Genomic DNA, 12,431 nt, shown 5'->3' on the forward strand with positions numbered 1-12,431 from the left:
CCGTGTTGCGCGACAGGCTCGTCGCCCTCACGATCTCTCGCACCGACTTCTTCTCGCGGTGGTGCATCCGCAGGACCTTGCCAATCATGGCCATAGTGATCACTCCTCATACCCCCACCGCTCAAAAAAGCAGCAGGGTAGGCTGAACACCCGGGTCAAATTTGAAGCGGCACAACCCTCACAGCTGGGTCAATTTTCGGCCGGCGCCAACATTGGTCGAGCTCGGTGCCGCAATGATGGTGGCGTCCACGATGGTGCCCGCGCGCATCAGAAGTCCCTGTCCGGCCAGATGTGCGTTGATCTCCGCGAACAGCGCCTTGGTGAGGTCGTTGTCCAGCAGCAGGCGTTTGAACTTGAGCAGCGTGGTGGCGTCCGGCACCGATTCGCGCAACAGGTCGATCCCCACGAAGTCGCGCAGTGACAGGCTGTCGTACAGGGCATCTTCCAGTGCCTCGTCGGTCAGGCCGTACCACTGCTGCAAGCAGTACATGCGCAGCATCCGGGGCACGCCGATCGGCTGACTTCGACCGGAAAGCGCTGCGCAGCGTGCGTTCCAATACAACGCCCGCGTCGCGGGACACGATGATCACGGAAATGAAGGTGTCGCGCATCGCGCGCGCAGCATCGGAAGCGCTTACTGGTCGAGATGATTACCGAAGGGCCAGCGCGAAATCGTAAGCAGCTGACGTTTCCCGTGCGCACTTGTCCCAGGAGAAAAACTGCAGCCGCCGCAGTCCAAATTGGACAAGTTGGCGTCGCCGATCCTGGTCTGACAAGACGGTGTCAACCGCGTGCGCAATCGAGTCCGTGTCGTTCGGATCGAAGAATTCAGCAGCATCACCGATGACTTCGGGTAGTGAACCAGTGTTGCTGGAGACGACAGGGCACTCGCATGACATCGCCTCCAAGGGGGGAAGACCGAAACCTTCGTAAAGTGAGGGATACACGAAGGCTGCCGCAGAACGGTAGCAAGCTGCCAGCACCGTGTCGTCGCCGCCCAGATGGTGCAGACCATCCACGCGCACGCCCGCGTTGACGGCTGCACTCCTTTCCTCTCGACCGAGAGGTCGGCCGCCGAAGGCCAGGATGTCATACGCTGACCGCAGTGCTGGACGAGAGCCGACAGCGCGCAGTAGGGCTCCAAAATTCTTGTAGCCATGGCGCTGCCCCACATACAACAGGAACGGCCGGCCCGTCTCCGTCGCGACGGTGCGATTCGGGTACGGGAGTGGGTCGAAGCCATGGTGAACGACGCTCACCTTGTCCGGCGACACGTCGAACAGGTCGCATAGATCATTTTTCGCTGACTTCGAAACCGCGATCAGGTGATCGGCCCTGCGGGTCGAACTTTTCTTACGTCGTGTGGTCCCGTCCTGCAGACGGAAGCACTCGGGCATTCGTTCGTGGATCATGTCGTGCACGGTGACCACCACCTTGGTGCCGCCCAAGTTCACGGGGCGATCTGTGTAGTAGGTTTCGTGCACGAAGTCGGGTCGCCAAGTTTGGCGGTTTCGCAGTTTGAGTATTGTCCGATTGGTCGCAAGCAGCAACGGGGCTGCCTCAGGCGGGAAAAACGGTACGCGGATGCTGCCGCGCTGGGCAGAAAAATCATCCAGAAACTGGTTGATGTGCAATGGGGCAAAAATCCTCGCGTCGTGGCCGTGTCGTCCAAGATACTCCGCCAGACGAACGGCATACCGGGAAACGCCTCCGAACGACTGAATACTGAAGATCTGATGATCAAATGCGATCTTCATGACGCCCTGATCCCCTCACGTTCATACTGGACCAGAGCCTGGAAAATGTCCGCATCTGCGATCGAGAAGCAGCAGAAGTCGAAGTAGACGGCTCCGCCGCCTGCGCGGTGGCGTTGCATCACATTGGCGACCAAGTCTTGCGCCAGGGCGCGAGTGAGGTCGCTACCCATCAGATAGTTGCCATAGTTGTCATACACGACGACCGAGCGATAACCTATACCACCCAAGCCTTCGACTGCTGCGACGGCGTCCGAGGGGTTCGAATTCCCGATGAGCGGGTCAAATTCGAAGAATAGGATCGGCATGTCCAAGGCCAAGCTGTCCAGCGCCCCGAGCAAGATGGCAAAGTCGAAACCGTCCGTGTCTGTCTTGAGGAGCTTGACGGGCCCAAGATCGGCATTCTTTTCCAATATTTCCTGCACCGTGGTCATGCGACTGGTGCGATGTTCACGCATAGCCGTCCGCCTCGGCATCAGATGCGCCGTACCTCCAGTGGTTAGTACTTCGAAATCCACGTCGTCGGCCCCCGACGGACGGATAAAAGTTGGAATCACTCGGTTAATGCCGGGCAACGGTAAAAGGTTGGCATGCAGATATGGCAAGAACGCCGAATTGCCTTCCACGCACAGGATGGGGCCGCTTACGGTCGATCGGATTGCGACGGCTGAATCGCCAATGTTGGCGCCGATGTCCAATGTCACCATGCCTGAATACTTGCTGTCGACCAGTCTGGCAATGACGGGCAATTTTCGATCGTAGTTGAGAAATGCCTGCTGGTATTCGTCCAGCCTGTGCCCAGGTGGCAGCGTGATACGGTGCGTCCCAACGAGATAGTGGCGATGTTGCCGCTTTGCGAGCCAGCGCTTGGCGAATTTCAGAAGAATCCAGATGTTCATTGGCGATCGCTTTTCGAGAAGGTGAGTCCTAACTGCCTCTCGATCTGAGAACGATACAAGACGCCATACAGTGTGCCAAGTGTGACGACAAAGAATGCAGTGAAGACATAGACCATGGCTTCGATGCCCGCCGTTCGAACCACAAGAAATTTCAAGGGAACGCCGACAGCAACGATGATTAGAACTGCAACGGCCTGTGGCCGGAGTATGCCCATGCCATTCATAAACATCGCCAGGCAACTAGCCATCGCCGCCGCAATGGTCCACGTACCAAGGGCATAAACTAGGTTGGCCGACGGGACAACCTGACCGTCCGTCCAATACCGCAGCAAGGGAGCGCTCACGAAGGCCAAGACTCCCACCGACGTGGCGGAATATGCGAGCGTCAACTGGGCTGCCGACCCAAGCGTCTTGCGGATAAACGCCCGGTCATTTCGTGCATTGGCATCTGCGTATGCGGGCCACAGTGGGCTATTCAAGATGAGTATTGGCTGGGTAGCGAACAGGTACATGTGCTGAACCAGCGTGAAGGCGGCAACGGCGGACGCACCCAGCGTGCTGGATATGATCAAGCTGTCCATTCCCCACCCAAACGCAGTGCCGATCTGCAGGACGAAGAAAAGCAGACTGACGCGCAACAGCTTCGGTTTCTCAATTTTGGTTGAATGCATCCAGCCGGCAATGCGAAACAATCCTTTGCGGCCCAGTTGAATCCACAGCCAGATTCCCGGCAACATGCCCCCCACCATGCTGCATAGGAGCAGCACTGGCATGCCAGCGTGATAGCGCGTCGCGATGTACAGCAGCAGCAGCCCGACAAAGGTGCAGGGCACGCAGGTGGCGAAGACCTCAAAGCCTCGCTGCAGACCATGGTAGACCCGCAGCACGCCATTGGTGAAGATGGATGCAGCAAACAAACCTGCAAACATCAACACACTGATGCGGATTTCATCGACCAGTGCGTCCGAGGTAGTCTTGATCAACACCTGCCACGGCAGCAGCCATGCAGCGAAGCTCAGCAGCAGCAGCAGCGCGAAGGAGAGGATAGCCAGCACTCCGAGTCCGCCGCTGACGGCCTGCGAAAGTTTATTGGCACTAGGCTCGGACGCAGCACGCGCGATGCGGTTGGTCAGGCCATTACCGACCCCCAGGTCGAGGAAGCTCAACACTGCGGCCAAGCTGGCAATGGTCATCCATGCGCCAAAACGCTCTGCGCCGAGATAGGGGACTGTCCAACTAACGGATAGCACCATGACGAGCATGCTGGTGGCACTGCTCGCTGCGTGCGCCAACATGGTCCACGAGACTCGCCGATAGCGCTCAGCCGCTCGGCCTTCCTCAGTATCGGCAGGGAAAGGCTGTATGCGCAGATGGCGCGCGAGGACGACAAGATTCACGGATTAATCGCTCCTGTGCCATCGAAGTCGGAACCATTTGAATGGTTGCCAAAGTGCTGCTGCGATCGGCCCCAGGTACCGCCCAATGATGGCTGGCTGCGCCCGGACAAAATTAACGTCGAAGGTACGGGATGACAACCCCGTGGCGGCGTACCAGGCAATTGGAACCGCTAGGTATCGAACACGCCGTCGCAGATTCGGATCCCACAACAGGCGAATGTTCAGTAGATGGTCGGCATGTGTGCGAAAGCGACGCATGAAGGGTCCGTGCGTGGTGATTGCCTCACGCGAATAAACAATTCCCTGATGGCAGACGTTGAAGACCAGGATTTGGAAGCGGCTGGGTCGAGCCCGATGGCGCCCCTTCGAACCCCAATAAACATCGGAGAACACGGCCGAAGGTGACTCGGCCGCCAACAAACTTAAAACTCGATGCACCGCGGGCAAAAGGATGTCGTCCTTGCCCAGAAAGTAGAGGTAGCGTCCCGTACTGGCAGCTACTCCGTCGTTCATGGCCGAGTACACGCTCGGCCGCGACTCGGCGACAACGCGAGCATCTGGAAACCGCTCGGCCGCGTCGGCCGCTTTGCTGCTGGGCAGCACGAGCACGATCTCGCGCATTTCTGAGTCGGGAATCGCCAGACACACCGAGTCCACGCAGCGACGCAATTCGACGTCTACATCGAGTGTCGGGATGATGATGCTCAACAGCGGAATCACGACTGCACTGCTGACTCACGGCGGAAAATGCCGTCGATCTGCAGCAGCTGCCCCGTCTCGGCATTGCCAAAATTATTCTCGACTCCGACCAGCATGTACCCCTTGCAACGAAGGTCGGCGTACAGGTCATCGAACAGCACCTGACCCGCATACAGCGGCGCCAACGACATCTCCACTTGTATCGTATCGATTCGCTCCAGGCTGCGAACCGCACCTCGAAGGACCTGGGCCTCGTAGCCTTGCGTATCAACCTTGAGGTAAATATTGCGCGCATTGTCACAGGTCTTATCGAACATGGCATCAAGCGTTTCGACCCGAATAGTTTCCTCGCCGGTGTAGCGAGAATGCGGCGCGGCCTCTTCATGCAGCTGCAGCATCTCCAGAATCGAACTACTTTCGGAGTTGCCCGCCACGTGAATCGTTTGAGTGCCCTGAGCATCGCCCAATGCCATTTGAAATACCTGCCAGTCGACGTCTCCAAGTGCTGCCCGCTGCAACTTGGCGTATGCGGCACTGAGCGGCTCAAACGACACGATGCGGCCTCGATATCCGAATTGTCGACGTAGCTCCAATCCGAACTGTCCGATATTCGCTCCGACATCCAGCACTGTGTCTATTCGATGGTGTTCGATCAGGCGCCGCCGGCGGGCGATAGGATGCGATCCCGGCTTGTAGGGAATGACATCAACGCCAAAGCGACGGGCAAATAGCTGAGCCGATCTCAGAATTTCCATCAGCATCGATGATCCCTTTGCACTCTGCATGCTGGCCGATCTTTCAAAGTCACAGCACGCTCCATGATGGATGGTGAGGCCGCATTTTTCGTAGCGCGAGCAAGCATCTCACGACCACATCGTCAATCAAAGACTGATGCCGCCGATGAAGGCTGAAAACCCCAGCCCAGCGAGGCACGGCCGCATTTTTATAGTTAGCGAAATGCTGCGTGATCAAACTTCTGTCATGGGAGGAAAGCAGCTCCCCGTAATGGCCGAAGAACGCATGAATCTGGCTTAGCAGACTGCCGACCCAATCGTCGCGCACGATCACTTTCCAAGCTCGTTGCAGACGTTTTACTCGCCCGGGGTGTCTCCCAATAACATTAGCTCCGTGTTGGCGATACAAAAGCGCGGGCTCTTCGTCATACACAACGACACCAAAAGCGCTCACGACCAGATAGATCCACCAATCGTGAAAGCGAACGGCGCTCGGTACGCCGGCTCGCTGCAACAGCTGCAGCGCAGCACGATTGAGCGCCGCAGTGCAGCCAACGATGATGTTCTCGGTCAATGCGTTCGCAAACGAGGGGCCGCGTGGCAGAAGCGGCGTCCGACCTAGCGAACGCAGATCCTGGTCCACGAAGGTCTGAGCACTTCCGTACAGGCCAGGCTTGCTGTCAAGCGGGCTGAGTTGCTCCCAAGCGCGCTGAAGCTTGTCAGGAAGCCAGACGTCATCCTGGTCGGCAAGCATGACCATGTCTACGTCTTTTGGTACAAGTGTCAGCAAAGTGAGAAAGCTCGGCCCAAAACCCAAATTTCGGCCGGTGGTGATGGTGATCCGCGGATCGGCCAGCGCCACGATCTCGTCCACCGTTCTGTCGGTAGATCCATCGTCTCGTACGAGCACGGTGCCTCGCGCGGGGAGCTGCGACAACACGGACTGCATTTGCTCCCGCACATAGCGCTCGCCTTGGTAGGTCGACATGATCACGACCACATACGGCGCGTTTGCAGCGGTTCCCAGGCTTTTCGTTGCTGGCGTCGCGTCGGGTAGATCCTGACCCGCACCCACGTCAGCTTCCACTTGTTTGTCCTGTTGCCGCCGGTCGGCGCGAGTCGAATGCACTGCGTAGCGCGGCGAAGAAAATCGATGCGAGCACCGATTGCGTTCCCATCAGCAGCAACGCCACGCCGGGAATGATCTGACGCATTGCCGCTTCTGGGTCCAATGCGCCAAATCCGCTGCTTCCCCATTGCCAGGTCAGGCTTGCACACAGCGTCAAACCTGCCAAGGTTGCGCTCCCGCCGCCGACAGGCAGCAACGACCCGCTAGCCACGTAAAGTGCCCATCGATCGCGAGGGTGAATGGTGTTCAGGTGAGCGCAGTGACGTGCAAGTACTGCGCCCATGGCGAAGAGCATCGTCTGGTAGCCCAGCACCATTCCGGCCGAGGCCAGCAACTGCGTGTGGATGCCGACCGGCCACCGACCCCAACCATCGGCGTGAAAATGCGCGAGCACCAACTGGGCTAAGCCCAATAAAGCGAGCGCGGCGCCCGGATAGAGAAACAGCCATCGAGGCGTGAACAGCAGCAAAAAACGCAGATGGCGCCAACCATCTCGCCATGTACGCAGGTGCGGCGGCCTGTCACGCCCGTCGGGAGACAAAGTGGTCGGAACCTCGGCAATTCGAAGGTGGCTTAAAGATGCCTTGACGATCATCTCACTGGCGAACTCCATGCCTTCGCAACACAGCCCCAGTTGCAGGATGGCCTGACGCTCGAAGCCGCGCAAGCCGCAGTGAAAGTCACCGATCGGCGACTTGAAGAAAAGTCGGCCCACAAAGCTCAGCACAGGGTTGCCCAAGTAGCGATGAAGCGGAGGCATGGCACCAGGCAGGATTGCGCCGCGAAAGCGGTTGCCCATCACCAATTGGCTGCCAAGCCGCAGTTCAGCCACAAAGGATTTCAGGGCACCGAAATCGTAGCTCTCGTCGGCATCGCCCATTACGACGTAGCGCCCCTTGGCTGCCGCGATGCCGACGATTAACGCCGCGCCGTAGCCGCGCACCGGCACAGATACCACGCGCGCTCCGCACGCCGCGGCCAGCGTTTGCGAGCCGTCGCTCGAGCCGTTGTCCGCTACAACGACTTCACCTCGAATGCCGCTGCTGTTGAGGAAACCATGGGCCTTGGCGATGCAAGCCGGCAGAGTACGTGCCTCGTTGAGGCAGGGCATCAGGATGGTCAGTTCGATGTCCGGGCCTGTCTTTCTCGAAGCCTCGACCTGAACCTTGTTTTCAGAAATCACTTCGTTCCACATGAAGCAGCCCACTTTCACGCCAACACTTCAGCGGACGCGGCGATTCGATCCATTGATTCACGGTGCCCAAACCCGAAATATCGCCACCGCCGCGAAAAAGGTCTGCAAACCGCACAAATCCATCGTCATTTACCCAAATAGCGAAATCAGGGTAATTGCGGCGCCAAATCGACCCACTGCGTACGCTGGTCGAGTGCCTTGTGCCAAACAGGTTCGAACAGCCCCCCTCGACACGGTCGAGCACTTGGTCAGCCAGACGCTTTCCAACCAGTTCGGACTCAGTTAGTCCCCTACCGGGTACTACACGGCAGGTGTAGACGTAGACCTGATCACGTGCGCCAGATTTGGCTCCAGCCTGTTCAAGGGCATTAGAGCTTCCCCGGTAGCGGATATATTCACAGTCACCGATATCGACGCTAAGGCCCAAACGTCGCAACGGGTAGTCAAAAGTGGCAGCAGCCGGTGCGACCGGCTTGCCATCTGACTCAATCGCATTCACAAGGGTAAGCATCCGCACTTGCGGCGAGTGACCATCGATGAGAGCGCGCACGCGCTGGCCGCTGCGGCTCTCCGGGTCGATATCAGAGCCCATGCCGACCAATGCTGAGCCCGGCGCCAAATATGGCAACAAGAAGGAGTTGGACTGGGAATCCATCGAAAGGTATAGAAAGGGCCGTGTTTGTAGTTCGGCGGGAATCGTGGCCTGAGTCCAAGCGCCATCCCAAGGCTGCGCGCTCCATCGAAATTCCGCGGCCTCTGAAAGCATGAGTGCCTGCGCGCAAACCACCACCACCACAGTCCATCCTTGGGCGCGACGCATTCCGCTCAGAGCGCGGCGAACGCCCGCGACCAGGATCACCGCGGCGATGCAGGCCATCGGAAGGAAATATCGACTGTTTCCGCTGAGTAGGAGCCACAGCACCCAGGCGATCACAAATGAAGCTGTCAGGCACGCCCACGCATTCTGGCTGGGCCGGTAATCAACGACGGTGGTCGATCCGGCCCTCCGACGCCAAACGGCCACGCCCAGCCAAAACACTGGCAGACACAACAGCGCCGCATAGCGAATGTCGGCCGAAAGAGTTTCGGTGTGGATTCTGCGACGTGCGGCCAGCAGGTCAAATGGACGCATCAGCGCTTCGGCCAAAGACGATGGAAGGAAGCGGTGATCGCGGAAGGCATCCAAGGTGCCCAACAAATTAGGCAGCGGCGATACTGGCGTTAAGGGGGCGACAGTGCCGATAGCGGCTGCAGCCGGATTAATCAGGTTATCCAATATTGGGAACAACGGATTGCCGAAGGCCTGCCACAGTGCCCACGCCCATGTTCCGCTGATGAGTAGGAGCGCACCGCCCGCGCAGCAGCAGAACAGCAGCGAACCTTGCCAGCGGGTGCGCCAGCTCGGCGCGCAGCCCAGCAACAGCGGCAGGGCAGGCGCCAACGCAAACGTGGCGTTCGACATTTTTAGCGCCGCAGCGGCACCCAGTAAAACTCCCGCGATGGCGACTAGATGAAAACGGAACCGGTGAAAGGCATTTACCAGTGCTACATAGCCCCCTAATGCCAGCGCGCCGGTCGTGATGTCACTGAACGACGAACCTATGGCTTGCAGAAGAACTGGGTTGGCCAGTGCCAAGACAACTGCGCCCCAAGTCACCAACGCTGGGCTGCGGCCGCATGGATCCTCGCTTACGGCGCGCGCCAGTTCCCAAGTTAACCACAAGGCCGACCCGTGCACAACGGCGAACGCCATGCCAATGGCCAGCGAGGGCCAGCTGGCCTCGACCATCAGAGACAGGGGTAGGTAGGAATAGGGGACGAAATAAGTTTGAGGGCTGGCCGGAAAGTAGTCCAGTGCAAGGCGATGGTGCAGCACGCTATAGCCAGCGTTTAGGTGATAGTGCAACGCGTCCCAAGGTACATCCTTTCCAGCAAACAACGTCCAAGCCACTGCTAGAAGGGTGCACAAGCCGTACGCAACGGCGCGCTCCGTCCGCAGTGGGTGTTTAACGGCAATGTGGTGGGAAGGGAGCAGTCCGAGCATGTTTCGCCCAACGCGTTGTCCAGCCAGCAAAAAACCGCCCGGAGGCGGCTTTTACAAAGCTCTTTAGCTTAGCCGCGGCATTCCGAAGGCAGATACTTGGGGGCGATTGCCGTGGCACCGGTACGGCACAGCCATGTCAGTTGTCCGGTGTTGGTTCCCACAGCTGATGGGGTCAATGTCACAGTTCCGCTGGCGTTCGGGACAGTTGAAGTAATTGTTACCACTCCGGTTGTATCTGTGATGGCTACACCGGAAACGTACTTTGTAGCGCCCGGGAAGCTGTAGCCACTGTTTGCCGCCGTGACTGAGGCAAGCGAACCCAGGGACGAAGTCGTTTCCGAAACTGCCAGCTTCGCAGGGGCACCCATGATGAGCACTTCAGTCATCTTCGAACGGGTCGTGTAGTCCTGATAAGCCGGCAGAGCCACAGCAGCCAAAATACCGATAATCGCCACGACGATCATCAATTCGATAAGGGTGAAGCCCTTTTGTGCGCTACGCACGATATTGCGACGGTTCATTTGAGAAACTCCAGGTTGGTTGATAAGGCCCGGGAATCTCCCCGGTGCGCTTATCTACCCGCAGCATCTGTGCCACCCTGTCAGCGTCGTCTCACAGCCAAAATCTGAGTACTTGTTCACGCCCGGGTTACAACGTGTGACAGAACTTGTTGCTTTTGTCTTACGGTCGCATGACAAATTTTGTCACCGTGACCAGATCTGTCGGCCTCAAAGCGTCAGGAGCGCCGCAGCCTCGAGCCACCGAATATCCCGCTGCTCCAACCCATGCATTTCCCAGCCCTCGGCAAAGGCGCCGATCTGGCTCATGATTTCTTCGGTTTCGGCGGGCTTGGTGTGGGTGATGTAGATCGGGTAGCTCTTGCCTCTGGCGATCTGTGCCAGTTCGTCGGCCAGCGTGGCGGGCGACAAGTGCAGGCTGCGTTGGGCCAAGGCTTGCTCGCGGTTGCTGAAGGCGGTTTCAATGATTAGCATGGCAACGTCGAGTTCGTTCACGCGCAGCCAGAACTGGGCGTTTCGTTCTGTGTCGCCGCTGAATACCCAGTGCTTGCTGCCTTCGACGGAGCGAATGGCGTAGCCGCAGGCCGGTACGGTGTGCACGGCCGGCAAGACTTCGATGTGTTTAGGTCGCCGCGTGCCCAGCGCCAAAGTCTGACCGACATTGAGATCGTGGAAGGTGACGAAGGGCGACTCGGTGCTCGGTATGTTCGCAAAGTCGGGCCAGATCACGTTGTTGAACATGTGGGCGCGCAGGGCCTCGATGGTGGCGCGCAGCGCATGCACGCGCAGGGGCTGGCTTCTGCGGCTGGCAACGGCATCGATCATCAACGGGAGTGCAGCGACGTGGTCGAGGTGCGAATGGGTCAGCACGACGTCGTCGATGGCTGCCATTTCTTCGAGGGTGAGGTCGCCTACGCCAGTGCCGGCATCGACGAGCAGGTCGTCGTCGATCAAAAACGAGGTCGTGCGGCAGCCTTTGGCGATAGCGCCCGAGCAGCCCAACACGCGCACCTGCATTTTTTGAGACCCTCTAGATTTTTGCCGTCATTTGGATTCGAACCGGGTTGCGCCGTCCCAGTCTGGATCTTTGGGGCGCAACGCCATCGAGGCTAAACGCTCGGCGTACAGCTGGTAAAGGACTTTTTTGACGCCGGGCGCCAGCAGTGGCGTCAAAAGCGAGCGGCCCGTGGCCCAGTCTTGCGCGCGGTAGGCCGTCAATACCTGCTGCCAGACGTCGAGCCCGGCACGGCTCGTTTTGGCTGCCGCAGTGGCCCGGCCCAGGGGCTCGAAGATGGCCACGCTCTGGGCCTTGCCCTTGACGCGCACGCGGTCGAGCTCTTGCCAGACGTAGGCGGGGGCGGCCTTGCGCGTCGCATCGCTCACCACGACTTCGGCGCCGTAGATGCCGCTCAGACTCTCGAGCCGCGAAGCGAGGTTGACGGCATCGCCGACCACCGTGTAGCTGCGACGCACGGCCGAGCCCATGTCGCCGACGCTCATCACGCCGGTGTTGATGCCGATGCCCACGCTGATGGCCGGCTGGCCGGTGGCGCGGTGCGCATCGTTGATGGCGTGCACGGCAGCCGCCATTTCGAGCGCGGCCGCCACGGCCAGGTCGGCATGGTCGGGCGTGTCGACGGGCGCCCCCCAAAAGGCCATGACGCAATCGCCCATGTACTTGTCGACGGTACCGCGGTGTGCGCTGATGATTTCTGTGAGTCGGCTGAAGACACCGTTCAGGAATTGCTGCAGCTCGGTCGGGGCCATGCGCTCCGACATTTCAGTGAAGCCGCGCATGTCGCAGAACAACACCGTGAGTTCCTTGCTGACGGCTCGCATGCTGTAGCTGCCGGGCGAGGCCAGCATCTCCTGCACGAGCTGCGGCGGCACGTAGGTGCCGAAGAGTTGCGCCAGGTTGCGCCGCTCCCGTGCTTCGACGAAGTAGCCCCAGCTCAGGTTGAGCACGAAAGCGACCGCGCACATGACCAGCGTTGCCGCGAGGGGCAGCACGAGCCCGGCATCGACGTAAAGCCAGGTGTTGAGCCCGACCACGACCGCCACC

11 protein-coding genes and 1 pseudogene are annotated in these 12,431 nt (G+C 59.2%); all 12 read right to left on the reverse strand.

The window, feature by feature from the left end; genetic code table 11:
• Positions 1–196: 196 nt before the first annotated feature.
• Positions 197–517, reverse strand: a pseudogene (locus tag QN413_RS19735) (transposase); the annotation flags it as partial.
• 133 nt (positions 518–650) lie between these two features.
• Positions 651–1,757, reverse strand: a complete 1,107-nt coding sequence (locus QN413_RS19740) for a glycosyltransferase family 1 protein (RefSeq protein WP_323498283.1) — start codon at positions 1,755–1,757, stop codon at positions 651–653.
• A complete protein-coding gene (locus tag QN413_RS19745) occupies positions 1,754–2,653 on the reverse strand; it encodes an FkbM family methyltransferase (protein WP_323498284.1) in 900 nt (299 codons plus the stop codon). Before QN413_RS19745 ends, QN413_RS19740 begins: the two co-directional genes overlap by 4 nt.
• Positions 2,650–4,050, reverse strand: coding sequence for a hypothetical protein (locus QN413_RS19750; RefSeq protein WP_323498285.1), 1,401 nt, complete (start codon positions 4,048–4,050; stop codon positions 2,650–2,652). Before QN413_RS19750 ends, QN413_RS19745 begins: the two co-directional genes overlap by 4 nt.
• A 3-nt stretch (positions 4,051–4,053) precedes the next feature.
• Positions 4,054–4,770 carry a glycosyltransferase gene (locus QN413_RS19755; RefSeq protein WP_323498286.1) on the reverse strand — a complete coding sequence of 239 codons (717 nt, stop codon included), beginning with the start codon at positions 4,768–4,770 and terminating at the stop codon, positions 4,054–4,056.
• Positions 4,767–5,510: an FkbM family methyltransferase gene (locus QN413_RS19760; RefSeq protein ID WP_323498287.1), complete on the reverse strand. Its 744-nt coding sequence runs from the start codon at positions 5,508–5,510 to the stop codon at positions 4,767–4,769. The genes QN413_RS19755 and QN413_RS19760 overlap by 4 nt, the downstream gene beginning before the upstream one ends.
• Positions 5,511–5,553: 43 nt before the next feature.
• A complete protein-coding gene (locus tag QN413_RS19765) occupies positions 5,554–6,570 on the reverse strand; it encodes a glycosyltransferase (RefSeq protein ID WP_323498288.1) in 1,017 nt (338 codons plus the stop codon).
• Positions 6,560–7,807 carry a glycosyltransferase family 2 protein gene (locus QN413_RS19770; protein WP_323498289.1) on the reverse strand — a complete coding sequence of 416 codons (1,248 nt, stop codon included), beginning with the start codon at positions 7,805–7,807 and terminating at the stop codon, positions 6,560–6,562. The genes QN413_RS19765 and QN413_RS19770 overlap by 11 nt, the downstream gene beginning before the upstream one ends.
• On the reverse strand, positions 7,785–9,851 hold the full coding sequence (locus QN413_RS19775) for a hypothetical protein (protein ID WP_323498290.1): 2,067 nt from the start codon (positions 9,849–9,851) through the stop codon (positions 7,785–7,787). Before QN413_RS19775 ends, QN413_RS19770 begins: the two co-directional genes overlap by 23 nt.
• A gap of 68 nt (positions 9,852–9,919) precedes the next feature.
• Complete coding sequence (locus QN413_RS19780) at positions 9,920–10,372, reverse strand: pilin (protein ID WP_323498291.1); 453 nt, start codon at positions 10,370–10,372, stop codon at positions 9,920–9,922.
• Positions 10,373–10,579: 207 nt separating this feature from the next.
• Positions 10,580–11,386, reverse strand: coding sequence for a 3',5'-cyclic-nucleotide phosphodiesterase (locus QN413_RS19785; protein ID WP_323498292.1), 807 nt, complete (start codon positions 11,384–11,386; stop codon positions 10,580–10,582).
• 27 nt (positions 11,387–11,413) lie between these two features.
• A complete protein-coding gene (locus QN413_RS19790; RefSeq protein ID WP_323498358.1) occupies positions 11,414–12,352 on the reverse strand; it encodes an adenylate/guanylate cyclase domain-containing protein in 939 nt (312 codons plus the stop codon).
• Between the last annotated feature and the right edge of the window lie 79 nt (positions 12,353–12,431).

Source organism: Variovorax sp. LG9.2 (assembly GCF_035018885.1).
GTDB lineage: Bacteria > Pseudomonadota > Gammaproteobacteria > Burkholderiales > Burkholderiaceae_C > Variovorax.